Source organism: Haloterrigena sp. KLK7 (assembly GCF_037914945.1).
In the GTDB taxonomy this organism is placed as follows: domain Archaea; phylum Halobacteriota; class Halobacteria; order Halobacteriales; family Natrialbaceae; genus Haloterrigena; species Haloterrigena salinisoli.
Map to the genome: position 1 here is coordinate 268,143 of NZ_CP149788.1, position 25,234 is coordinate 293,376.

Genomic DNA, 25,234 nt, shown 5'->3' on the forward strand with positions numbered 1-25,234 from the left:
TGCTCAGTGATGACACATCAGTCTTCCTCTCTTTCACGCAGCCAGTCTCCTTCCTGTTCCGTTGACGGAACTCTTTTTGACGCTCCGTTATTGGACCCCAGTATGGCTTCTGACCGGGTAACGGACTCCAAGACTCTCAGTGCAGTCACCAGCACAGGGTCAGTCCACGAACCCGTCACAGCGAGCGAAATCGCCGACATACTCGGCTGTTCTCGGCGCGCCGCCTACAACAATCTCGAGGACCTTCACGACCGTGGTGCGGTACACACGAAGAAAGTCGGTGCCCGGGCACGTGTCTGGTGGCGTCCTGCTGACTCCTCGAACGAGCACCCCACATCCATCAGCGTTGAAGAGAAGTACCGAACGTTGTTCGACTCCATCAACCAGGGGTTTTGCATCATCGAGATGCTGTTCGATGATGCGGGCAATCCCATTGATTATCGCTTTCTGGAGACAAATCCAGCGTTCGAGGAACAGACCGGACTGAGAGATGCAGAGGGCGAACGAATGCACGACTTGGAGCCTGACCACGAGCAATACTGGTTCGACCGCTACGGTGAAGTCGTCCAGACAGGTGAGTCAGTAGAATTCGAAGCAGAGGCAGAAGCATTAGACCGCTGGTACGACGTGTACGCATTTCCGTTTGGAGACCACGAGAGCCAGCAAGTCGCGGTCCTTTTCGACGATATCACCGAGCGCAAGCAGGCCGAGGCGAAACTTCAGAAGAGCAAAGAACGATTCCGTACGCTGGTCACTGCCAGCTCGGACGTGGTGTATCGCATGAGCCCCGATTGGAGCGAGATGCACGAACTCGAGGGCAAAGAGTTCCTCGCTGATACAGACGAACCGATCAGCGACTGGCTCGATAAATACATTCATCCCGACGAACAGCCGCGAGTCACGGAAGCCATCAACGAAGCGATCCAGACGAAGAGCACGTTCGAGTTAGAACACCGGGTGGAACAGGACGACGGAAGCACGGGCTGGACGTTCTCACGTGCGGTCCCGATACTGGATGAGGACGGTGAGATCGAGGAATGGATCGGCATGGCGAGCGATATTACCGAGCGGAAACAGCACGAGCGGGAACTCGAACGGTCCGAGCAACGCTACCGGACGATCGCCGAGCACGTTCCGAACGGGCTCGTCACGCTGTTCGATCACGACCTCAAGTACACGCTGGCTGCGGGTCGGGGCTTCAACCAGATTCCCGTCGAGCCCGACGATCTTGAGGGGACGAAGTTCCATGAAGTCTGGCCTGACGAGGCCGCCGCCGAACTCCGGCCGGTGTTTCAGGCTGCCCTCGCGGGTGAAGAACACTCGATCGAACTCGAGTACGCCGGCCACGAATGGATCCTCCACGCGGTCCCGATCACCGACGAGCACGGCGAGGTCTTTGCCGGGATGACAATGGCCCAAGACATCACCGAGCAGAAGGAGCGCGAACGGTACCTCCGGGACGCCAAATCCCAGCTCGAAGCGGCGACGGAGGCAGGTGCGGTCGGGACGTGGGAGTGGGACGTCCGGACCGACGAGATGATTGTCGGCCCGTCGTTCGCCCGGACGTTCGGCGTCGATCCGGATGCGGCGCAGCAGGGCGTCTCGCTCGACCGGTTCATCGAGGCCATCCACGAGGACGACCGCGACCGGGTGGTCACCGAGATCGACGCGGCCGTCGAGACCTGCGGCGAGTACGAATCGGAGTACCGCGTGTGGAACGCCGACGGCGAACTGCGCTGGGTCGTCGCCCGCGGCCGCGTCGAGTGTGACGATGACGGCGAGCCGCTGACGTTCCCCGGCGCGCTGACCGACATCACCGAGCGCAAGCGCGCCGAACTCGAGCGCCGGCGCAACGAGGAACAACTCCAGACACTGTTCGAAACTCTCCCGGTCGGCGTCGTCGTCGCCGACGCAGACGGGTCGCTGATCAGAACCAACGACACGACCAAGGAGATTTGGGGTGGCGACGTATTAGACACCGACTCGGTCGCGGAGTACGAACAGTACTCGGTCCGATGGGCGGACTCGGGCGAGTCGGTGGCAGCCGAGGAGATGACGATGAGCCGTGTCCTCGACGGGGAAGAGGTTCGGGAGCCGGACATCTTCGAGATCGAGGTCGACGATGGCGAATGCCGAATCGTCCGCATCGAGGGAATGCCGGTTCGGAGCACCGACGGCGACGTAACTCGGGGCGTCATCACGATTACGGACATCACCGACCGCCGCGAGTACCAGCGCAAACTCGCCGAAAGCGAGCGCCGATACCGGACGCTCATCGAAAACTTCCCAGAGGGCGCGGTTGGTCTCTTTGACGAGGACCTCGAGTACACGGCCGTCGGCGGACAACTACTCGATGAAATCGGGGTTGAGCCGGACGAGCGCGTCGGAAACAGCATCATGGACATCCATCCGAGCGATCGGGTGGACGAAATCAAGCCGTCCTTCCACGCGGCGCTTGAGGGTGAGTCGAACGAGTTCGACCTCGAACTGTACGACCGGCACCTCTACGCCCATACGTTGCCGGTCAGAAACGGCGACGATGAGATCTTCGCCGGCATGATCGTCGTTCAAGACGTCACCGAGCGCCGCGAGTATCAGCGGAAACTCGAGGAGTCCAACGAGCGACTCGAACAGTTCGCCTACGCGGCCTCCCACGACCTGCAAGAACCCCTGCGGATGGTCACCAGTTACCTGCAGCTGCTCGAGCAGCGCTACGGCGACACCTTCGACGAGGATGGCGAGGAGTTCCTCGCGTACGCCGTCGACGGCGCCGAGCGCATGCGCGAGATGATCGACGCCCTCCTTGAGTACTCGCGGATCGAGACGCGGGGTGATCCGTTCGAGCCCGTCGACCTGAACGAGATTCTCGAGGAGGTACTCACAGATCTCCAAGTCCAGATTGCGGAGAGCGACGCCGAAGTGACGGTCGAAGAGCTTCCCCATCTCGAGGGCGACGCCAGCCAGCTTCGGCAGGTGTTCCAGAATTTACTCGACAATGCGATCACGTACAGCGGGGACGAGCCGCCGCTGATCCATGTCGAAGCAGATCGATGCGGCGACGAGTGGATGATCTCGGTCGAAGACAACGGTATCGGTATCAAGCCCGACGAGCAGGACCGGGTATTCACGGTCTTCGATCGGCTGCATAGTCGCGAGGAGTACGACGGGACAGGCATCGGTCTCGCGCTCTGTCAGCGGATTATCGAACGCCACGGCGGCGAGATCTGGGTCGAGTCCGAACCCGGCGAAGGAGCGACATTCTCATTCACGCTTCCAGCCGGAAGTGAACACGATCTATGAACGGCCTGTATTGGCCGCTCACCTTCAACAGCCGTCCCGATCCCGGCCGCGTCAATTGCCTCATGCAGAGTCGTGCCGTCCGTTCTTCAAGTGGTTCTCGCCATAAGGTGGAGCTATGACAGGAAGTCGGCTTCTCCCAGTATCCGCACACTCGAGAGAGGCATTTCCACCGCCTGCGGCAAGTAATCAGGAGCGGTAGTCTACAACCACTGTATAAACCATCCAGCCCACAGCACTAGCAGCCGACCGCTGGCGCGGCCGGAGCACGGGCAGCGTTACCGATGCACACTGCTGCCGGTGCGAATGCCGCGCCCCGTTACTCTCATTCCAGCGGTCCCGGCTGCGGACGGAACCCGACGGGTACGGTCCGCCACGCGACGCCCCATGATTTTCCTGCTTCAGATTACCGCGGTACAGCGCAGAAGCCCACAACCTTCAGTCGTGGAGTACTGACTCAACGAACAACACTGGTGATGACATCCAAGAACCGCTACCCCCGTCTAAACCGGAACGGTGTGAACCGACTTGCGGACCGATCGACTGGTTCGTCTACCGCAGCCAGCCGACTGCCCAGATCAGGACTCCCGCTGCGATCAAGAGCAGCCCTGCGGTCGAGGTAATCGGTTCCGGGAACAGGAAGAGAACGATCCCAGCGGCGACGAGCAGCGTTCCGAGCCCGTACTTCGCTTTCGCCTGGTCAAACCAACTCCCCGAACCGTCCGTTGTTGGTTCCGTTGACTCGCCTCTTTCTCGATCCGTCCGACGCCCTGAATCGTCCGTCGGAGACTCCGTTGAGCCGCCGCGCACCCGATCTAATAACCCGCCCGACTCGTCCTCAGTCTCCCCTCTTGATTGTCTCCGTCGCATAGATAATGCATACATATGAACCAAGAATAGCAGACCGCCTTCCAGCGCCGGCCATTGAACTCCTATCCGGGAGAGACGACTCCACCGAAGCGAAGACCCGATTCAGAGGCTAACAGATGACGCGAACGAGATGGATACCAGTCCATCCAACTATAGTCTGCTCGCGTACCTTCTCTTCCCCCTTAGCGCAGTCTTCATCGGCCCCGCACCGACGCGAACGGATGCCCCGTGTGTCGTATCCGGTGGATTAGGTACGGTTCGAGACGAACCCTTGTTGTCTCGCGAGTACGATGGGAATGAAGTCGACGGCGCCGCAAAAGTCGAATCGAAGAACCGCGCCGCTATCCTACGGAGTTGTCTGAGACAGCGCTTGCTGCTCGAGCGATGGGCCCATCTGCACCGCCCGGTTCTTCCCGGGAGATCCTGTCGCTGTGAGCGCAGCTGCCAGCTGTAGCCACAGACCTACTCTGGGATGATCGAGTAACCGTCCCGGGTCTAGCGGCCAAAACAGTACACTCCCTATCGGATCGTCGGGGTTGCCGTACCGATCTGCTGGAAGAAGTATGTCGAGGAGTGCGTCAGCTGCGTCACGTAGCGTCTGGCTCTCCTCGAGGCTGGTCGGAACAACGGGCTCGCGACGTTCGGTGGCCGTTCGGAACGACAACGCTAGTCGATACCCGCTCTCGTCGACACGAACGAGATCGAGTGCCTCGAGCCGGTTGCGATAGTTCCGGATGGTCCGTGCTGAGACGCCCACTCGGTCGGCGAGGTCCCGCTGTGACAGGCGGTTTTCGGCTGTGAGAAGCATCTGAACGAGTCGGCCAACTGTCGGTGGGAGATCGGAGAGCAACTGTTCGGACTCGAGCGTTCCCAACGCGTAGCGGAGTTCGTCCGGTCGGAGTTCTCGGCTCTCGTCTTCGCTAGCGAGTTCCTGGAGTGCTCAAGCAGCAGCGTACGGCGAGCTGACTACCGCCTGGAGGAGCGAGATGCTGTCTCGAGTCGGTCGCAGGTTTTTCGACTCTAGGATCCGCATTGTAGTCGCTGCGTAGCCTGTTCGATCGACCATAGAGAGGGGGGCGTGGACAGCAAATTCGGGAGCGTCATCAGCGACCGCTGCTGGCCTCTCGAGCGCTTCCTCCAGAGATGGGTGAAGAGGATGGACATCCTCCCTACGAACGACAACAGAGCCGATGAGCGTCCCCAGCGGGTTATCTGCATCAACAGTCGGTGTGAGTGCGGTGCGACGCTTTTCCTCACGAGACTCGAACAGTTGTCGGTACGAGGCGAACACACCGTATTTCCCCTGAATCGCGGCCGAAATACTGAGAGATGTTGCTTCGCTCTCGAGTTGGTTCACGGCGTGAGCGACGTCGAATGGACTTCCGGTGAGCGCGTGGAGAACTGAGACAGCCTCGCGAGTCGGTCGGAGATTGTTGTCTTCGAGTAGTCGGGTCACCGTCGTCGCGATCTCCGGGCGGCCAGCGTCGGTGACAGTAATCGGGACGGTGATCTCCGGCGCATCTTCGAGGACGTCACCTGGCGACGAGAGCCGCATCTCGAGCGGGTCCCGGATCCGGTGGACGTCTGGGCCCCGGAACACGAACGATCTGATCAACTCGCCATGTGGATCCGCAGCGTCGACCGTCGGTGAGAGTGACGGCTCGCCGGCGTCAGTTTCGAGGATGTGATGGTAGGGAGCGAATACACCGTATTTCGATTGGATGAGTGCCGATCGAGTGATTGACTCGGCAAGCCCCTCAAGGTCGGCGCTCTCGCAGCTACTGGGGACGCGAACGTCACAAACGACATCGATTCCGGTAGCATCGAGCAAATGTATGATCGAGCCCGCGAGACCGTGACTCGAGCGCATGATCTCGGCGCCGAGTGGGGACGTGTCGTCGCCGGTGGCTCGAGAGAGCTTAGTCGTCAACTCCTCGAGCATTTCGCCCCACTCGGCGAACGTTGTACGGAGGGTCTCGGGGTCGTTGAGAGCGGCCTCGGAGAGTCCATCGATGTTTCGAGCGCCCCGAAGGATCGCAGGCGGCTCATCGAGTGCGTTGACTACCTGCAAGTATCATTTCGTGTGGTGTCCGAAGTACCGCCACCCTGTCCTCAGCGCGGTGGAAGATGATGTGCGAGAGTTGTTTGGTGAGACTGCCGACCACTTCGGGCACGAGATTCTGGCGTTAGAAATCGCGGACGATCACGTACACCTGTTTGTCCAATCCGATCCGAAGCACAGTCCTGCCGACATTGCTCGGCAGTCAAGTCGTACTCAGGAAAGCACTTGCTGGAGCGTTACCCAGAGATCCGGGAGTCGTATCTCTGGGGTGGTGGGTTCTGGAAGGTTGGGTACTACGTGGGGACGATGGGCGCGGTGTCGGAGGAGGTGGTTGAACGGTATATCGAGAAGACAGAACATTAGGCCGAGTGTCGGGCTTTACCCCCGATCCCGGTAGGTCGGGGAACTCGCCCTCGAAACCAGTTTAGATCACGCCGTCGCTTTGGAGTTTTTCGATCTCGTCCTCCGAGAGACCTAGGCGATCGCGGTAAATCTCACGGTTGTCCTCACCCTTTCGTGGAGCGGGCTCGATATCGGGCATTTCCGATCCCGAGAGGCGAATCGGAGTCCCGGGAACGCGGATCGGCCCTTCGGTAGGGTGGTCGACCTCGACGACCATTTCTCGCTCCTCGAGGTGGGGATCGTGAATCACCTCCTCGACGCTCTGGACCGACCCGCAGGGGACCCCAGCCGCCGAAAGGGTCGATACGATCTCCTCGCGAGTGCGCTCTCGAGTCCACTCCTCGATGGCCGCATCGATCGTTTCCATGTGTTCGACGCGATCGACGTTGGTCGCAAACCGGTCGTCATCTCGCAGGTCCTCGCGACTGATTGCTTTGCACAGGGTTTGCCAGTGGTCGTCGGACGTACAGAGGATCGCCACGTAGCCGTCGTCGGCCTCGTAGGCGTTGTAGGGTGCTTTTGCGAGGCTGCTGTGACGGTTGCCCGTTCGAGAAGGCACGTCAGCGTCGGCGTAGTAGTTCGCCAGCTGGGACATTAGGGAGGGGTACACCGCGTCCTGCATGCTTGCCTCGACGAACTGGCCCTCGCCGGTTTGTTCGCGCTGATAGAGCGCCGCCATAACGCCGGCCGCGAGGTGAATCCCACCGAGGAAGTCGCCGGGTGCGATACCAGTCTTGGTCGGCGGGTCTTCTGGATTGCCGGTCGTATCCATGACGCCGCTTTCGGCCTGAACGATGAGGTCCATCGCCAGCCGGTCGCTCTTGGGGCCGTCCTCGCCAAAGCCGCTTCCGTGAGCGTAGATCAGTTCGGAATTGATCTCCGAGAGGGTCTCGTATCCGAGGCCGAACTCCTCCATCGTTCCCGGTGCGAAGTTCTCGACAAGGACGTCCGCGTCCCGAACGAGGTCTTTGAATAGTTCCTTCCCCCGCTCGTCTTTGAGGTTGAGTGTGATCCCGTCTTTCGTGGAGTTGAGCATCACGAGCTCGGGCGGTTCGCCCTCGTCGACGCGAGAGCGGAGGGGTTCTCCGAACGGCGGTTCGACCTTCGTTACGTCGGCTCCCAGATACGAGAGCATCAACGAACTGTACGCGCCGTTGTAGATCTGTCCAAGATCGATAACGTCGACGCCGTCTAATGCCTGTTGATTCATATATCAGTAATGTTGGAAATCAATTGTTGGGCCTGACTGGGTCGGTTAGCGGCCGTACTTCTCGTGATACGAACCGAATAGTTCGTCCTCGGTCGGTTCGTCGGGTTCGACGGTTTCGGCGACCGTCGTCGTGTTGAGGAAGTGGGTGTAATTGATGTTCTCGTCGGTTTGGTTACCGCCCCACGTGCCGGCTCCCATCGAGAGTGTGAAGTTCAACCCGTTATCGAAGCTTCCGCCGTTGCCGTAACACTGGGGCTGGTTGATCAACAGCCGGGCGACGTCGATCTCGTGGCCGATGCGTTCCCGGTGGTCGTCGTCGGTCGTATGTAATCCACAGGAGTGGCCGCTGCCCTCGAAGTCGAGGATCTCGCTTGTCGTCTCCAAGGCATCGTCGAAGTCGGCGACGTCGTAGAGGGTGAGCACGACCGAGAGCTTCTCGCCCGAGAGCGGGTACTCCGCACCGATTCCCTGCCCTTCGACCATGAAGAAGTCGGCCTCGTGAGCCTCGGGCGGGAGGTCGGCGGCCGCCGCGATCTCCGCCGGCGGTTGCGCGGTGACCGCCGAGGAGAGCGACCCGTGACCATCTGGGAACATCGTTTCCTCGAGGCGCTCGCGTTCGTCCTCATCGCAGAGATACCCACCCTGGGCTTCGAGGGCGGCGACGGCGTCGTCGTAGACCGACCCGACGATCACTGCGGCGTTATCGCTTGAGCAACTGGTCGCGTAGTCGAACGTCTTGCTCTTCGCGATGCGTTCGGCAGCCGCCTCGAGATCGGCCGTCGCGTCGACGACCGAGACGACGTTCCCTTCGCCCACGCAGTAGTTGGGCGTCCCCGAGCGCTCGCCGCGTCGGACGTTGTTCTCGGAGCCGGTCACTTGCAGCAGGTCACAGCGGTCCATCAGCGCGTACGTTTTCTCCTTTTCGACGGGCGCCGGCAGCATCTGGACGAGGTCCCGCGGCGCGCCGACCGACTCGAGTTCGTCGCGGACGTATTCGACGACCAGTTCGCACGTCGAGAGACCGGCCGGCGACGGCGAGACGACGATCGCGTTGCGACCTTTCACCGCCATCATCGCGAGGTTCGCGGGCGTCGTCCCCGGATTGGTGGAGGGGACGACCGCACCGACGACGCCGACGGGTTTCGCGATTTCGGTGAGTCCCGCCTCCTCGTCCCGATCGATCACGCCGACCGACGGCTCCCCGAGCAGATCGTCCAGCGTACCCGCGGTCTTTCGGCGCTTTTTCGTTATTTTGTCCTCGACGTTGCCGAAGCCGGTGTCTCTGACTGCTACCTCTGATATCTCTCGGGCCCGTTCGTCCTCGTAGATCGCCCAAGCGACCGCCTGGACGAGTTCGTCGACCCGCTCTTGATCGTAGTCCGCGATCTCGTCCATCGCCGCTCGAGCGCGGTCGAGACAGGCGTCGACGCCGTCCGCCGTCTCGGATGCCGATTCGACCTGTGAAGGGTTCGTTGTCATACCGGACGTGGTCGATTCCCGCGGATAGCTATGTTGCCGGCATACTACACGCCGGCAGCCCTGGCCGTTTCAGTCCTTGACGACGGTGACGATCAGCGAGAGTGCGATGAGGATCAATAGACCGATCGCGATGTAGCTGTTGAAGAGGAAGGCCGTAACGCTCTCGCCGGTCAACAGCCAGCCGGTGACGAAGCCGGACTCGGCGATGTCCCCCAGAATGACTCCCAACACGAGGCTGACGAGTGGATAGTCGTACTTGATGAACAGGATGCCGATCAGTCCGAAGATCAGCACGATATACAGATCGACGGTCGCGTTTCGCACCGCGAAGCCGCCGACGATCGCGAGTACTGCCACCGCGGGGATGATGTAGCGAATCGGAATATACGCGAGCTTTCCGAAGTAACGCGACCCGGAAATCCCGTACACCAGGATCAGGACGTTCCCGATGAACAGCGAGAGGATCATCGCGTAGACGATCTCGCCCGACGCGTCGAACAGCCCGGGGCCCGGATTCAGTCCGTGGAGCGCAATCGCACCCAACAGCGCCGCCGTCGAGCCGCTTCCCGGAATACCGAGGGTCAGCGTCGGGATCAGCGCACCGCCCTGCGTCGCGTTGTTGCTCGAGTCGGCCGCGATGACGCCTTCGATGACGCCGGTGCCGAACCGGTCGGACAATTCGTCGCTGGCCCACCGCCTGGCCTCGTTGTACGAGACGAAGTTCGCCACGTCCGCGCCCGCGCCGGGCAGCGAGCCGACGAAGGTACCGATGAAAGCCCCTCGAAGGAACCCGACCGGGCGAGAAGCGACGGCTCGGGCGGCCTCGTACACCTCCGACATACCGCCCTCGACGTTTTCGTCGGCGGTGACGGTAGCGCCGCGGTGGGCGAGCCGGAACACTTCCGCGAGGACGAACAGTCCGATGAGCACGACGACGAAGTCGACGCCCTGAAGCAGCGTCGTCTGGCCGAACGTGGCCCGCGGCTGGGAGAGTTGCGGATCGTTACCGATCGTTCCGATCAGCAGTCCGAACAGGCCGGCCAAAAGTGCCTTCGAGAGCGACGCTCCCTTCGCGGCGGGGATGATCGTCAGGGCGAACACCGCGAGCAAAAACATCTCCGGCGGCCCGAAATTGAGGGCGAACTCGGAAATCGGCGGGGCGAAGACGAGGAGGAAGGCGGCCGCGATCAGCCCCGCGAGCCCGGAGACGATCGCGGAGACTGCCAGCGCGTAGACGGCCCGCCCCTGTTTCGTGAGTTCGTACCCGTCCCAGCAGGTGACGACCGATCCCGGCGCGCCGGGCGTATTAATGAGGATCGCCGGAATCGAACCGCCGTACACCGCGCCGCCGTAGGCTGAGACCAGGAAGATCAACGCCGTCGTCGACTCGAACGGAATCGTAATCGGCGTAAACAGGATGATCGTCATCGTCGCAGAGAACCCGGGAATCGCGCCGAAAACGACGCCGATTGCGGTCCCCAGGAGGATCGCGAGGAGAACGTACGGGTTCGCGAGTACGCCGAGTCCGTCCGCTATCGTCGCGGGGAAGAGAAACGCCTCGATCATACCGGCACCCCCAGCCACTCGATGAACACGAACCAGAGGAGAAACGTGAACCCGATCGAATAGAGCGTCAGGGCGAACAGGCTCTCCTCGCCGAACAGGTATAGCGTGACCGCCAGATACCCGGTGGTGGCAATGAGGAACCCGATCGGCTCGAGAGCGACGATATAGACGGTCGTCAGTGCGACCAGCAACGCTGCGTTACGTACAGTGAACACCTGATCGTCTGATGTCGTCTCAGCCGCTGTATCGGGAGCGGGAGCGACCATTGCTATTCCGAGCCCGGACTCGCCTCGGTCTCCGGACCCGTCGACTGAGACAGCCTGCTGGAAGACAGTCACGACGGCGAGCGCTGCCGTCATATACAGCAACGGGCCCGCGTACAGCATCGAGAGATCCGGCAACGTGTGAGTATCCCAGTAGTAAAACAGGCAAAACGCCAGTACGAGTCCCGGAAACAACAGTTCCCCTGTATCGATCTCGAGCGTTCGTGAGCCGGCCGAGACGTTGACGACCGGCGGCGTAATATCCGTCATGGCTGCTACTGGTCGTAGATGAAGTTCTCGATCACGTCGGCGTACTCCTTCATGAACTGAGCGGTGGCCTCGACTTCTCGCTTCGTCTCGTCGGGACCGCGATAGTCGATGATCTTGTCGAGGCCGCCCTGTTCTTCGGTTCGGGCCTGAAACGCATCGTTCTCGAATACTGCGGCGTAGGTCTCCGATAGCTCCTCGAACCGATCGGGATGTCGATCGCGAACGCCGCCGGGTAATACGACGAGCTTCCACTGACCGAGGCCCTCGTCGACCAGCGGGATCTCTTCCAGACCGAGGTCACCGAAGGACGGCGCAGACGGCCACAGTTCCTGTTGCTCGGACGTGTGAGAGCCCAGAGCGGTCACGTCGCCGGCGTAGTCGGGGTTGAACGCCCACGGCTGGTTGACGCCGGCATCGATGTCGTCGGCGAGGACGGCCTGTCGGACGCCCGATCCGCCCCCCATATTGATGATCGTCAGATCGAGGTCGTAGGTCTCTTTGACGAGCAGCGCCGACAGCGCCGTATTCCCGATTGCTGCAGTGATTCCGACGGTCGCCTCGTTCTCGCGGGCGTACTCGATAAACCCCTCAAGGTCGTCGTACGGGCTATCGGGTGGCGCGAACCACATCGTCGGATCCCAGTGATGGGTTCCGAGATAGTCGAAGTCCCCGATTCTGTACGGGGCGTTCTGGAACAACCACGTCGCCTGCATTTGGGGCATGTTCCACATCGCAAGCGTGTAGCCGTCGGCGTCTGCGTTGTACAACTCTTCGCCCCCGACCTGTGTCGAACCGCCCGGGTGATTTTCGACGACGAACTCGGTGCCCAGTAGTTCGGACCACGTCGGCGTCGTAACACGCATCGATCGGTCGGTACCGCCGCCCTGCGACCACGGCACGATCGCTCTGATCTGCGTTCCGTCGGACGTTCCCAGAATACCCCGCGCCTGGGCGGTGTACGCCGCTGCGCCCGCCAATCCGACCGTTCCCGCCGCGATAAATTCTCGTCGACTAGTATTTTTTAGTGTCATCGTTCGATAGTGAAGCCGCCTTGGTCCGTTCCAGCTCGAAACCAGTTGCGGATGCGATTCGGTGCATCCCTATCTCGAGCCGGTCGTTCGATTCATCGATCCGCGGACACCACCGCTCTGTCACAATTGAGATCATTGGAATATCACCGGCGATTAAACGTCAACTCGAGCGTCGCATTCGACGATTCGGTTGTCGAAATGTGTCCTCGTCTACGTGTTATATCAAAAACCCATTCGGGGTTGCCTATTCGGCTTGCGACTGCAACTGACACCGCCGAATCACAGACCGTTATATCATCTAGACTTCATTGAGGGTACTGTCACATAGAGATTCGTAGTACGATAACACATTGCACAATTGAGATCTGACGTGCATATTTCAAATGCAACCCGAGTATCTTTGTTCACACTAGCCACAGCTACCCCATGGAGTACACGACGCTCGGATCGACAGGAATGCGCGTCAGTCGGCTCTGTCTCGGCTGCATGAGTTTCGGCGACCCCGACTGGCGCGACTGGGTTCTCGAGGAAGACGAAGGAAAAGAGATCATCGACCGGGCCATCGACCTCGGGATCAACTTCTTCGACACGGCGAACATGTATTCGCGGGGTGAGTCCGAGCGGATCCTTGGGAAGGCGCTCGAGGGGTACGACTCCGACTGGCCCGTCATCGCCACGAAGGCGTACATGGAGATGAATGAGGACAATCCGAACGCCAGTGGACTGTCGCGGAAAGCGATCGAACAAGAACTCGCGAACAGCCTCGAGCGGCTCGGAATGGAGACGGTCGATCTCTACCAGATCCACCGGTGGGATTACGATACGCCGATCGAGGAGACGATGAGAGCGCTCGACGATGCCGTCCGTCGCGGGCAGGTCCGCTATCTCGGCGGCTCCTCGATGTGGGCCCACCAGTTCGCCGAGGCACTCCATACGAGCGACCGACTGGGACTCGACCGGTTCGTTACCATGCAGAACCACTACAATCTCGTCTACCGGGAGGAGGAACGCGAGATGCTGCCGCTCTGTGAAAAGGAAGGGATCGGCGTGATGCCGTGGAGTCCGCTCGCCCGTGGCTATCTCGCTCGGCCTGCCGAGGATATCGACGCGACGGCTCGAGGCGAAACGGGTGAGAAACTGTACGAACACCCGTATCGTGACGGTGGCGGCCGTGAGATCAACGAACGAGTCGAGGAAATCGCTGAGAACAAGGGAGTGACAATGGCACAAATCTCGTTGGCCTGGCTGTTACACAAAGATTGGGTCGACGCGCCGATAATCGGAACAACGAGCATTGAACATCTCGAACAGGCTGTCGAAGCACTCGATATTTCGTTGTCCGAGAGCGATATTGAGTATCTCGAGGCGCCATACGAACCAGTACCAGTATCAGGTCACACATAGATGAGTTAGAAGTCTGAAGCAAAATTATACTGAGAAGCCGTTACGATGTCATAGGGATGGCGATCGCACGCCCAGCCGAACGTGATGAGTTCGTCGAATGCTGCAGCGAGAACGACGTGTACTAGGTTGGGGTTATTGATTCACTGTGGTCCTTTCGAGTTCCTCACGGAATGACTGTACTTAGGACAGATCTGGATTCCCTCGTCACATGCGTTCGCAGACGACTGTCGGCGGCATCACGCCGTACCGTCCGAGACCGGCCCGGCTTATCGCTCACCTCGCAGGTGTAGTGAACGGATGGTTCGCTCCAGATTAGGTGAAAAGAACGTTATGCGGATCGTTCTATGACACCCTCAGTACAGATGGGTAGAAGAGGAGATGACTGAGGACCGGAGGGCGACAGCGTCGGTGTCAAGACTCCTCGAGCAGCGAGCGGGCCCGTTGTACGTAGCTGTTTGCGTCCCAACTGCAGGCGTCACTGATCTCGTCAAGGAGCATCCGAGCATCGGCAGCTGACAGCTGCTCGGTCCAGGACCGAGAGCAGCGTCGGCGTCGACTCATTATGTGTACAATGTGAGCTAGACTACTTCCCGTCCGATGGGCGGCCAGAGACACGATGAAGCGCTTGCTGCTTAAGCGGTGGGCCCATCTGTACGGCTCGGTTGTTCTCGGTAGATCCTGTTGCTGTGAGCGCCGCTGCCAGCTGTAGCCACAGACCGACTCTGGGATGGTCGAGTAATCGTATTGGATCTGGTGGCCAGAACAGTACACTCCCTATCGGATCGTCGGGGTCGCCATATCGATCTGGTGGAAGAAGTATGTCGAGGAGTGCGTCAGCTGCGTTACGTAGCGTCTGGCTCTCCTCGAGGCCGGTCGGAACAACGGGCTCGCGACGTTCGGTGGCCGTTCGGAACGACAACGCCAGTCGATACCCGCTCTCGTCGACACGAACGAGATCGAGTGCCTCGAGTCGGCCGTGATAGTTTCGGATTGTTCGTGCCGACACGTTTGCTTGGTCGGCGAGCTCACGCTGTGAGATCCGGCTCTCGGTGGTGAGAAGCGTGTGGATGATTCGACCAACGGCCGGTGGGAGGTCGGCAAGTAACTGCTCGGGCTCGAGCGTACCCAGGGCATAGCGGAGTTCATCCAGTCGGAGTTCGCGGTGTTCGTCTTCGGGAGCGAATTCCACAGCTTGGATGCGGAGAACCCGCATTGTCAAGGACGTCACGCACCTGACTAACGAGATGCCCCTAGCAACTTAGACCACGTCTCCGTCGTGAATGGTGGGCTGGGAGAACTACAAGGCGGTCCTCGCTCGGCGCTCATTCACTTTCGTTCGAAGGAAACACATCTTTCATCGCGTGTCGACAAACGATAATCGATGCCAGGACTGCTCGGCACCCTTGTTCTCGCAGTTGTCGCAACACTCGTCATCTGGAAAGGAAGCGGATACTTCGAGCAGGCGGCAGAGCGACTGAGTAAGCACTATGGGTTACCTGTCGCCGTCCATGGAGCCATCGTCGTTGCCATCGGTTCGAGTTTCCCCGAGATCAGTTCCATCGTCATCAGTACGGTCGTTCACGGTGAGTTTTCCCTCGGTGTCGGAGCAATCGTTGGGAGCGCCATCTTCAACCTCCTCGTGATTCCAGCTCTCTCAGCCCTCTCTAGCGAGGAACTGGAAGCGACCCGCGACCTCATTCACAAAGACGCGCAGTTCTACGTCATCAGCGTTCTCGTCCTATTCATCACTTTCGCACTCGGTGCGACCTACGTTCCAGGGGGAACGAACCGTGCTGCGATCCTGACACCTCCGCTGGCTCTGATCTCACTTGCCACGTACGGAATTTACGTCTTTCTCCACCAGCAGGATGCCAGTGAACACGTCACTGACGATTCTCTCGATGTACGTCCAGCCCGAGAATGGGGAGTGCTCGTAGTGGGTCTACTCGTCATTGCCGTCGGCGTCGAGGGAATCGTCCGTGCCGCCCTCTCACTCGGAGCGATCTTCGACACGCCGAGTTTCCTATGGGGGTTGACCGTTATCGCTGCCGGAACGAGTCTGCCCGACGCATTCGTCAGCGTTCGCGCCGCTCAGAATGACGACAGCGTTACCAGTCTTACGAACGTCCTCGGAAGTAATACGTTTAACCTCTTGGTCGCTATCCCCGTCGGTGTCCTCTTAGCGGGGTCTGCGACCATCAACTTCCTCGCGGCGATTCCAACGATGGGGTTCCTCGCGTTCGCTACGCTCGTATTTATCGTGTTTACTCGTACTCACCTCGAACTTACCGATCGCGAAGCATACGGTTTCCTCGGACTGTACGGGCTGTTCCTTCTCTGGATGATTCTCGAATCAATGGACGTTATTGAGACCGTTCAGGGAATCTAATCAATATTCACTTCAAATTATTCCAACAGGGCCAAATCTGGTGCCTTCCTTGCGCAATCTCGAGTGGACTGTCCATCTTGCGTGTTCCAGGTCGACTGTCCACCGGTCGCCAGCAACGGCGGCCGCGGTGCGGTGCTGGGCATTCGCCACGATTCTGTCCGTTCGGGCATCGGTTGTCCGTCCATTGCCGCTGCCTTGCGACCAGACTCGAGAGTCCGTGGTGAAGTGGTATCGAAAGATAAAGAAGGAGTGATGACAACGAATTAACGTCAGAGGCACTTGACACCCTCGTTGGGAGATACAACCGTCACCGATCTCACTCTACGGAATACTCAACCGTGTACTCCCAAGTGTCGGGGTCGTACCAAATCGTGGCTACGTGCGTTTTTGCGTCGTGCTCATCGAGATCAACGCGCTCGCGAATCTCATTGAACGCAGGCGTTTGAAGATCCGATCCGGAGCCGGAGTCACCAGGTCCGCGAATCTCTGGCGGTTCTGGGTCGGTGTCGACGCCGAGATCGCCGGCTCGTCGCACTACAACCTTCTCGAATCCGGTTCCATCATTGCTCATGTTACTTCCTCCATATCCTCTGTATCCTACCTACTTGTGTCGTCATCCCACTGGATACTGCACGACTCGCACATCGGTTGGCCGTCGTCGGCGTCCAAGTTCTTCGATATGAATCGGGAGACTACCCTCGAGTGGAAGATTGGAAATGCGAGCAGCAAGCTCGAGATCACCGGCCATAACAGTAGCGGGGAGTAGCGTATGAGCGGAAACAGCGAGAGCGTCGCCGACTCCGGTGGGCCAGTAACGGTGCCAGACAACGCTCCCGTTCTCGGCTACACGCGGCTCTCCCAAGAGTCTGACCGTTCGATCATCGGCCAGAAAGAGGACATTCGGGAGTACTGTGCTGACCGCGACCTCGAGCTTGTCTGGATTCTTAATGATGGAACGGGCTTGAGTGGGTTTGATGGGAGTCGAGAGAAGTACGACGAGCTCCGACGTCACGTTAGCGAAGGCGCCGTCTCGGCTGTCGTCGTTCGGGACTTGTCGCGGCTCTCGCGGAATCAGAACAATTGGATCCGACTACTGCTCGCTCTTGATGAGCGCGACGTCGAACTGCATTCGGTCGAGCGGGCTTGTCGATACCTCCGACTATAATCTCGCGACCGAGACCGCCATGAGTGAGCGATCCTCGAGAGAACTACACACGGCGGGTGTGTGCATCCTAGATGTAGACTGTATGAACAGAATGGTCGCTGACCGCTATACTGTTGAGCTAAACACAACGAAAATAGCGTTAATTTCGGTTAACGCTTACTAAGGCAATCAACAGTCTCAGGCCTTCAATACTGTCGATTTAGTTGGTTAGAGTATCCGGCCAGATGCAAAGGCAGAGACCAGATCCAGACGTCTCCTTTGCTGGACCGGATACCACTAGCTATGACAGCTAATACCCAAACGAAGGGGAAGGTGCCAAAGAGGTGCGATGAATGCGGCGAGCTGATAGAGGGAAGACGAGTACACAAGGCGACAGAGGGAGGCAAGTTCGGCCTTGGTGTTTTCCATCCGAGTTGTATATCTTCAGAGAACCGGTGAATTTCTGACTCGTCACCATCTGCCCCGTTCGATGAGGAGACCACCGATAGCCAACACCAGTGACTGATGGTTTCCAGTCCCGCGACTCGAGGATGCTGATCGGCTGAGGAGTGGAGATCTCAGAGGAACGACTCCCTGGTATATCTCTACCTTGTGCCGAGAACCACTTAAAGCGAAATACCCCATGCAATCCAGCTTTGGATAGGTTCGGTTCGATATATGCAACGGCCTATGCAACGCTCCTTGTGACCGAGTTGTGACTGTGGGGTAAGCGCCTCAGAGAACCTCACTTCCCGTCATAGCTCTACCTTGTGACCAGAACCACTTAAAGAACGACTGGGTCGGATCTTTTGTAGGAAACACGTCTATGACTCATTTGGGACTCCTTACTGCCATTCGCGGAGTAGAAACAGTATTAGGGATTTTTGAGAATGGGGGTGGGGGAAACACTCGCGGTGCTGTCGCAGATCACGGTGCAATGCTGGGGGGCGTTGCACCATAGGATCTCATTCCTATCAGTGTGCCGCGAGTGTGAGAGTTACCACTATATCTAAGTATATAAAACCACTCTAAACTACCATCCAGTTGCCCCGTCAATCCTACTACTCGAGGACATTGCTAATTGGGGTTGGAACAACTACCAAACTTGAGAACGCAGAAGAACGACTTAGTCACCCCCTCAAAGCGTCCATGCAAAGGGCGGGCCAATCGCTATGTAATGGACTAGCAAACGCTTAATTGACCTGCCTTCGGTACGGTCCCATGACCCCGAAGGTGGGTCAGAGCCACCGTTGAACACTCTCGAAGGGTATGGGCAGACCCACAATACCCTTTCAACTCGATCACTCTGACAGCAACTCCGAAACCACTCTGATTCTCGAGAGAACCTTCGCTAGAAAGCTACTGGATTGGTTATCTGATAGAGATGAAATGCGGTGCGGCGTAGGGGTAGTTTTCTCCATACTCTCAAATCACACTTGACTTTTCAGAAATCAAGCGTACTCCGAACAACGTTCCAGCGACGACGTCGGCTTGACTTGAGGGCTGAGCGGGTGTTCTCGCGCTGTGCTCATGGCGGTAGCGTCGTCTCACGATTAGCATGTCGGCATAGAGACTAAGTCACCATGAATGGTGACAATCGGATAGATGTCTAAGGCGGATCTTGATTCGACAGCGAACCAATCTATCGAAGTTGGCGAGGTATACGACCATGCAAGCCACGGCAACGTCAAAGTCACTGGGATCTGGCAAGGCGTTAGCAGCGTCGATACGGCGCGTAACACCGACACAAAGCATACGATCGTCATCCGATTCTCGCCGATCGAGACAGATGACCGCAGATCAGTCCCGGATCTCGCCGATACTCTCAACAAGTTTCTCGACGCAATCAAGATAGATGACTGATTAATATGAAAGCCTGCGCCCTTTCCCGTTGCTTCTTCAACAACGATTGTGCCACCCCGCCAATCCGCAGAGGTATTGCTAATCGATCCAAATCCTGAGGACACCCAGCTTTTTCTAGACGCGCTCAACGACGAGAAAATCGCCAATCATGTTCACACAGTCTCCGACGGTACCGAAGCACTCGATTTTCTCCATCAACGCGGCAACCACACTGACGCACCCCGACCTAATCTGATCCTGCTGGACGTTGACCTCCCTGAAATAGATGGCTATGACCTACTTGAGGAACTCACTGATGATTCCGAATTGGCCGAGATTCCTGTAATCGTTCTCACTGACTCTAGCGACGCCGAAGCTGTTGCGCGATCGTACGAACTCCACACGAACGCTTTCGTCCAGAAACCCGTCGATCCCGACGAGTTTATCGATGTCGTCCGCAGTCTCAAGAATTTCTGGCTCGAGATTGTCTGGCTTCCGTCCGATGCTGATGACGATCAGTTGTAGTCCTATTCGGTCTGAGACTCGATCCGATTAAGCGCCTCTATGGTCCGTTGAAGTTCACTAATCGTTTGGTTCAGGTTCAGTTCCTCAGGAAGCTGCTCAGCCTCTGTTTGAGCGTCTCTGAGTAGTTCTTGAATCCGCGTCTGTTGTCTTTCAACACTAGAAGTATCAGCCATTTTTTGGAGCCTACTCTCGATTTCATAGACCATCCTTATTCTTTATGATGGTATTCACTTACCAGTCAGCCATTACGCTTAACCCAAATTGGTCGAGTTATCCATCTGGCGGAGTGGGGACTGTCGTTGCCAACAGGCTCCGTCCAAGCTGAGACACCGGACTCGCTACATGAGTCAATCCAACGTCAGAGGCACGATCATCGAACCACCAACCGATTGGCAGAACCACCAGTTGTGGGGAGTCCAACGCCACCCCAGCGTTTCTCATACTACTCTTTAAATAGAAAACCGCAGCCAGAAGGTTTGATGTCCGAAACCAATCGTCGAGACGACCTGCTCGAGGCCGTGGCACTCACGGAGTTTAGCGTACACTACGAAGACGTTGATCCCGAATTATCGCGAAGAGCCTGGCAGGACCGATTACTCAGGTTTACCATTGTATCCGCGCCATGCTTCTGCAACTCCTTGGAGGACTCTGTATGCGACGAAAACTCCGAGTAGCAATATCAGTAGTCCTGTTTCATCCATATGTATATATCCGTTCGCACAGGGGATAATTATTTCTCTCCATCCTACATTTTTAGTTGATCGTCATGATAAGTACGCACACGTACTTACCGAACACCCGATTCAGTTTCAGATAGAGTTCTGAATGAGGAATCGTGCTACCATCTACTGGTCAGGCGCGAGAAGGTGTCAAGTGCAAAGCGCTTGCTGCTTAAGCGGTGGGCCCATCTGCACCGCCTGGTTGTTCTCGGTGGAGTCTGTCGCTGTGAGCGCAGCTGCCAGCTGTAGCCACAGACCGACTCTGGGATGATCGAGTAACCGTCCCGGATCTGGTGGAAGAAGTATGTCGAGGAGTGCGTCGGCAGCATCGAGGAGCGTCTGGTTCTCCTCGAGGCCGGTCGGAACAAGAGGCTCGCGACGTTCGGTGGCCGTTCGGAACGACAACGCTAGTCGATATCCGCTCTCGTCGACACGAATGAGATCGAGCGCCTCGAGTCGGTCGTGATAGTTTCGGATTGTTCGTGCCGACACGTTTGCTTGGTCAGCGAACTCACGCTGCGAAAGACGACACTCAGTTGTGAGAAGCGTGTGGATGATTCGACCAACGGCCGGTAAGAGATCGGAAAGTAAAGGACTCTCAAGCGGTTCGAGGGACACATCCCGCTGATCTATATCAGGACATAGCCGACGATTCCCGTCGAACTAAGCGATCTCACTGGCTCGAGTGGACAAACGAGCCGGCGCCATTTACGATGGGAGAGGATGGATCTCGGCTACCCGCTGGCGAAACCATCTCTTTGATCGGTGGTAATGATTCGTGAATCCGGACTCACCGATTAGACATACCGTGCTATCCGCTACGGGTGTCGCTCCTCACCATTCAGTCCGTTCGTCGTGGGGTGTGGATAACAAAACTGATCGCCGCTGATCGTTCGATCGTAATGGCACTAACCCAGATTGACCACGTCAGCGAAAGTGAAGAGATGCAGGACTGTATCGACAGCTGCTTCGAATGCGCTCAGGCTTGCGAGTGGTGTGCCGACGAGTGCGCCGGCGAAGGCGAAGCGATGGCCGAGTGTCTACGGCTCTGCAGGGACGTCGCTGACTTAGCGACCATGCATGCACGGTTCATGGTCCGTAATTCCGACTACAGCTCGGATCTCGCCGCGATCACCGCCGACGCCTGCGAGGAGTGCGCTGACGAGTGCGAGCAACACGACGCCGAACACTGTCAGGTCTGTGCGGATGTTCTCCGTGACTGCGCGGAGACCTGCCGAAACATGGCTTCGGCCTGAAATCGCCGTTCACCCCGTTTCGTGGCTCCAAACGCACCTCGCTCTCGATCGAGACAAACACGAGCGCCTGATCATGGACCCAACGACGAAGTTGACAGTAGCCGGTAACGGTGTGCTCGGCTGCTGGTTGATCGCGGCTCCGTTCGTTCTCGGTACGCCAGCGGTCGGTCGCTGGAACGACGTCATTGTCGGCGCTGCGGTCATCCTCGTTGCCGGCTATAACTATGCTAGGGCAGTCAGACGGCGACCTGTAAGCGCGACCGGCGCGGGTCTTATCGCGGTCCTCGGACTCTGGCTCGTCGTCGCGCCGTTTGCACTCGGTCTCGAGGGCGTGGCGCTGTGGAACGACGTCGTCTCGGGCACGCTCATGGCGAGTTTCGGGAGCTACAACGCGTACGTCGCTGGCACTACCCCGGCCTTTCGAGCGACTGCCCAATAGGAAAGACGATCGGTGACTAGAAATGAACGGGTTATCGACAATCGGCGATCGATTCGTGCGGACGGCGATCCAACCTTCCTGGTGATCATGCAGTACAAACCCCTCGAGGAATACAGCGTAATTGGTGGGAACACGGTCGCGTTAGTCGGTCGTGACGGTTCGATCGACTGGTGTCCGTTCTCGCATATTGAGTCGCCGAGCGTCTTCACCGCGCTGCTCGATGCCGACCGCGGCGGCCACTTCGCTGTGCGGCCGATGCAGTCGTTCGAATTCATCCAGCAGTATCGCGACCGCACCAACGTCCTCGAGACGACGTTCCGGACCACCAGTGGAGATGCAACAGTGACGGATTTCGTGCCTGTCGCCGAGTTCGATAACAATCGGGACGAACTGTTGGTTGGCTGGCCTACGCTGAAGTCGATCCTTGGTAACCGACTAATTCCGCGTTGGCTCGATCACTACCTGGCAAGTAGTGGATATAACTCCCAGCAAACCGACGAGTTGGTAGACCCTGATAGACAACACAATCTTCACGAGCCACTTGCGGACGATTACGGCGCACACGGTCCGTTTGATGAGCAGGACCACAACCGAAGTTGTCAGCTCTGGATGTCGATGCATCGGCGAATACTTGCCTTGATTACTGGTTTTGTAGTAGTGGTCATGGGCATAGTCCTCGGTCAACGCCTTCTCCCCCTCGACAGTGATACAGAGACAGAAACCAGTGACAGCACGATAACATACGGATCACCATAGCCGCTATATTTACTGAGTAAACCCATGGACGACCACAATCACTCAACGAACGACGAAAATCTGTCCGAAGACCACTCCGACCATAATCATCGATCTACCAAAACCAACGAGGCAGGTAGTGGCGAGGGGGGATCAGACCCTCAAGTAGAACAGTCGATGCTTGAGGAGGAGGCCACGGACGCGAACGAGGCCGAACAGGCGATTGAAAAGCAACACGAACACCAGATGGATCATGACGAAGAAGATCATGATCACGGTGATCATGGGGGAATGCACGAGGGCCATGAAAAGATGTTCCGCCGTCGGTTCTTCATCTCGACGCTGCTCTCGATTCCGGTCCTCCTCTACAGCGAGATGCTCCAGGAGTGGCTGGGATTCTCTGTTCCGGCGTTCCCCGGAAGCGAGTGGATTAATCCGGTCTTCGCGGTGATTGTCTTTGCGTACGGTGGCCTTCCCTTCCTTCGAATGGCCGCTCCCGAACTACGAGATCGATCGCCGGGGATGATGACGCTCATCTCGATGGCGATCTTAGTTGCGTTCGTCTATAGCCTGGCGAGCGTCGTTCTCCCAACCGAGTCAGCATTCTTCTGGGAGCTCGTCACCCTAATCGATATCATGCTGCTCGGCCACTGGATCGAGATGCGGTCAGTTCGTCGAGCTCAGAGCGCTCTCGATGAGTTAGCACAGCTCATGCCTGACACGGCCGAGCGAATCACAAAAGACGGCGAGACAGAGGAAGTTCCAGTAAGCGACCTCTCCGAGGGCGACCTTGTCCTCATCCGACCCGGCGCAAGCGTTCCTGCCGACGGTGTTGTTGCGGAGGGCAGCTCCGATGTGAACGAGTCAATGATCACCGGCGAATCGATGCCAGTCTCAAAAGAATCCGGTGACGAAGTGATTGGTGGGACTATCAACGGCGATGGGAGCCTCCGTGTTCGCATAGAGGCGACAGGTGAGGAGACGACGCTTGCGGGAATCATGCGTCTTGTCGAGGAAGCACAGGGAAGTAAGTCACAGACACAAGTACTTGCTGATCGGGCCGCAGGTTGGCTGTTCTATGTCGCTCTAGGGGCAGCGGCTGTGACTGCTATCGCGTGGACAGCCGCAGTTTCGTTCAACGCAACAGTCATCGAGCGAGTCGTCACTGTACTCGTAATCGCGTGCCCGCACGCGCTTGGACTCGCCATTCCACTCGTAGTTGCGATCAATACCTCCCTTGCCGCCCGTAACGGAATGCTTGTCCGTGATCGCATTGCCATGGAAAAGTCACGGAACCTAGATGCGATCATCTTCGACAAGACGGGAACGCTCACCGAAGGCGAACATGGTGTGGTAGATATGGCGACTGTTGACGGTATCGAGGAAGATGATGCCCTAGCTCTTGCTGCCGCGGTTGAAGGCGATTCGGAGCACATGATCGCTCGCGCCATTCGCCAAGCAGCCGACGAACGTGATGTCAGTATCCCAGATACAAGCGACTTCGAGGCGATGAAAGGCCGAGGCGTTCGTGCGCGAGTTACCGGTGAAGAGGTCTACGTCGGTGGGCCAAACCTCCTAACTTACATCGACACCGAGGTTCCGTCGTCTCTGCAGCAATTCGTTGACAAGGCCGGCGAGAACGGACAGACGGTCGTATATGTCGTTCGAGAAGGCGAACCGATCGCTGCCTTTGCCATGGCCGACGTGATCCGCGAATCGAGTTACCGGGTCGTCGATGCACTCCACGATCTTGATATTGAGGTGGCGATGCTGACCGGTGACTCACAGGACGTGGCCGATTCAGTGGCCGACGAACTGGGCATCGATACAGTGTTCGCCGAAGTGCTGCCGGAAGACAAGGACAAGAAGGTACAGGAGCTACAAAACCAGGGAAAGCTCGTGGCGATGGTCGGGGATGGAGTGAACGACGCACCTGCCCTGACCCGGGCAGATGTTGGCATCGCTATTGGTAGCGGGACGGACGTAGCAGTTCAATCAGCTGATGTTATCCTCGTCCAGAACAATCCCATAGATGTTGTCCGCCTCGTGAAGCTGAGCAAAGCAAGTTATCGGAAGATGCAGGAGAACATCGTCTGGGCCGCTGGCTACAACGTCTTCGCCATCCCATTGGCCGCAGGCATCCTTGCTCCGATCGGAATCCTGCTCTCGCCAGCAATAGGGGCACTCTTGATGTCACTGAGTACTGTTATTGTCGCAATCAATGCCCAGCTACTCCGCCGTGTCAATCTTTCCATCCCGAATTTGTCAGGTACAGCGCCAGCCGACAATGCACAACCAGCAGATTAAGAATACATAGAATACATATTACTG

General features: G+C 58.1%; 20 protein-coding genes and 1 pseudogene. 12 read left to right on the top strand and 9 right to left on the bottom strand.

Annotated features, from left to right (window positions below; translation table 11 throughout):
• Positions 1 to 102 precede the first annotated feature (102 nt).
• Complete coding sequence (locus WD430_RS20070; RefSeq protein WP_339105897.1) at positions 103 to 3,300, top strand: PAS domain S-box protein; 3,198 nt, start codon at positions 103 to 105, stop codon at positions 3,298 to 3,300.
• Positions 3,301 to 4,513: 1,213 nt separating this feature from the next.
• Here WD430_RS20070 and WD430_RS20075 read toward each other — a convergent pair.
• A complete protein-coding gene (locus WD430_RS20075) occupies positions 4,514 to 4,975 on the bottom strand; it encodes a winged helix-turn-helix domain-containing protein (RefSeq protein WP_339105898.1) in 462 nt (153 codons plus the stop codon).
• Positions 4,976 to 5,107: 132 nt separating this feature from the next.
• Positions 5,108 to 6,238, bottom strand: a complete 1,131-nt coding sequence (locus tag WD430_RS20080; RefSeq protein WP_339106174.1) for a hypothetical protein — start codon at positions 6,236 to 6,238, stop codon at positions 5,108 to 5,110.
• Between WD430_RS20080 and tnpA the strand changes: the two are divergent.
• Positions 6,180 to 6,592: pseudogene (gene tnpA, locus WD430_RS20085) on the top strand (IS200/IS605 family transposase). The gene WD430_RS20080 and the pseudogene tnpA sit on opposite strands and share 59 nt — an antisense overlap.
• Positions 6,593 to 6,653: 61 nt before the next feature.
• On the opposite strand, the gene WD430_RS20090 reads toward tnpA, so the two are convergent.
• From WD430_RS20090 to WD430_RS20110, 5 genes are all read right to left on the bottom strand, one after another.
• Positions 6,654 to 7,841, bottom strand: a complete 1,188-nt coding sequence (locus tag WD430_RS20090) for a CoA transferase (protein ID WP_339105899.1) — start codon at positions 7,839 to 7,841, stop codon at positions 6,654 to 6,656.
• A 45-nt stretch (positions 7,842 to 7,886) separates the two neighbouring features.
• Positions 7,887 to 9,320, bottom strand: coding sequence for an acylating sulfoacetaldehyde dehydrogenase (sauS, locus tag WD430_RS20095; protein ID WP_339105900.1), 1,434 nt, complete (start codon positions 9,318 to 9,320; stop codon positions 7,887 to 7,889).
• A gap of 69 nt (positions 9,321 to 9,389) precedes the next feature.
• Positions 9,390 to 10,886: a tripartite tricarboxylate transporter permease gene (locus tag WD430_RS20100; protein WP_339105901.1), complete on the bottom strand. Its 1,497-nt coding sequence runs from the start codon at positions 10,884 to 10,886 to the stop codon at positions 9,390 to 9,392.
• The gene (locus tag WD430_RS20105; RefSeq protein ID WP_339105902.1) at positions 10,883 to 11,419 is read right to left on the bottom strand and encodes a tripartite tricarboxylate transporter TctB family protein; all 537 of its coding nucleotides are present in this window, start codon (positions 11,417 to 11,419) and stop codon (positions 10,883 to 10,885) included. Before WD430_RS20105 ends, WD430_RS20100 begins: the two co-directional genes overlap by 4 nt.
• A gap of 5 nt (positions 11,420 to 11,424) precedes the next feature.
• Positions 11,425 to 12,282 carry a tripartite tricarboxylate transporter substrate-binding protein gene (locus tag WD430_RS20110; protein ID WP_339105903.1) on the bottom strand — a complete coding sequence of 286 codons (858 nt, stop codon included), beginning with the start codon at positions 12,280 to 12,282 and terminating at the stop codon, positions 11,425 to 11,427.
• Positions 12,283 to 12,876: 594 nt separating this feature from the next.
• Here WD430_RS20110 and WD430_RS20115 point away from each other — a divergent pair.
• Complete coding sequence (locus WD430_RS20115; RefSeq protein WP_339105904.1) at positions 12,877 to 13,854, top strand: aldo/keto reductase; 978 nt, start codon at positions 12,877 to 12,879, stop codon at positions 13,852 to 13,854.
• A 583-nt stretch (positions 13,855 to 14,437) separates the two neighbouring features.
• On the opposite strand, the gene WD430_RS20120 is transcribed toward WD430_RS20115, so the two are convergent.
• A complete protein-coding gene (locus WD430_RS20120; protein WP_339105905.1) occupies positions 14,438 to 15,067 on the bottom strand; it encodes an HTH domain-containing protein in 630 nt (209 codons plus the stop codon).
• A 168-nt stretch (positions 15,068 to 15,235) separates the two neighbouring features.
• On the opposite strand from WD430_RS20120, the gene WD430_RS20125 reads away from it, so the two are divergent.
• On the top strand, positions 15,236 to 16,243 hold the full coding sequence (locus tag WD430_RS20125; protein ID WP_339105906.1) for a sodium:calcium antiporter: 1,008 nt from the start codon (positions 15,236 to 15,238) through the stop codon (positions 16,241 to 16,243).
• 316 nt (positions 16,244 to 16,559) lie between these two features.
• On the opposite strand, the gene WD430_RS20130 is transcribed toward WD430_RS20125, so the two are convergent.
• Positions 16,560 to 16,814, bottom strand: a complete 255-nt coding sequence (locus tag WD430_RS20130) for a hypothetical protein (RefSeq protein WP_339105907.1) — start codon at positions 16,812 to 16,814, stop codon at positions 16,560 to 16,562.
• A 198-nt stretch (positions 16,815 to 17,012) separates the two neighbouring features.
• On the opposite strand from WD430_RS20130, the gene WD430_RS20135 reads away from it, so the two are divergent.
• The 8 genes from WD430_RS20135 to WD430_RS20175 all read left to right on the top strand — a co-directional run bounded on the left by WD430_RS20135 (position 17,013) and on the right by WD430_RS20175 (position 25,210).
• Complete coding sequence (locus WD430_RS20135; protein ID WP_339105908.1) at positions 17,013 to 17,408, top strand: recombinase family protein; 396 nt, start codon at positions 17,013 to 17,015, stop codon at positions 17,406 to 17,408.
• 1,584 nt (positions 17,409 to 18,992) lie between these two features.
• Complete coding sequence (locus WD430_RS20140) at positions 18,993 to 19,250, top strand: hypothetical protein (protein ID WP_339105909.1); 258 nt, start codon at positions 18,993 to 18,995, stop codon at positions 19,248 to 19,250.
• Between the two features lie 75 nt (positions 19,251 to 19,325).
• Positions 19,326 to 19,754 carry a response regulator gene (locus WD430_RS20145; protein WP_339105910.1) on the top strand — a complete coding sequence of 143 codons (429 nt, stop codon included), beginning with the start codon at positions 19,326 to 19,328 and terminating at the stop codon, positions 19,752 to 19,754.
• A gap of 479 nt (positions 19,755 to 20,233) precedes the next feature.
• Positions 20,234 to 20,428, top strand: a complete 195-nt coding sequence (locus tag WD430_RS20150; protein WP_339105911.1) for a hypothetical protein — start codon at positions 20,234 to 20,236, stop codon at positions 20,426 to 20,428.
• A gap of 947 nt (positions 20,429 to 21,375) precedes the next feature.
• Positions 21,376 to 21,729, top strand: coding sequence for a four-helix bundle copper-binding protein (locus tag WD430_RS20160; RefSeq protein ID WP_339105913.1), 354 nt, complete (start codon positions 21,376 to 21,378; stop codon positions 21,727 to 21,729).
• A 73-nt stretch (positions 21,730 to 21,802) separates the two neighbouring features.
• Positions 21,803 to 22,168 (top strand): SPW repeat protein, encoded by a 366-nt coding sequence (locus WD430_RS20165; RefSeq protein WP_339105914.1) that lies wholly within the window; start codon positions 21,803 to 21,805, stop codon positions 22,166 to 22,168.
• Positions 22,169 to 22,180: 12 nt separating this feature from the next.
• Positions 22,181 to 22,924 carry a trehalase-like domain-containing protein gene (locus WD430_RS20170; protein WP_339105915.1) on the top strand — a complete coding sequence of 248 codons (744 nt, stop codon included), beginning with the start codon at positions 22,181 to 22,183 and terminating at the stop codon, positions 22,922 to 22,924.
• Between the two features lie 270 nt (positions 22,925 to 23,194).
• Positions 23,195 to 25,210 (top strand): heavy metal translocating P-type ATPase, encoded by a 2,016-nt coding sequence (locus WD430_RS20175; protein WP_339106171.1) that lies wholly within the window; start codon positions 23,195 to 23,197, stop codon positions 25,208 to 25,210.
• Positions 25,211 to 25,234: the final 24 nt, after the last annotated feature.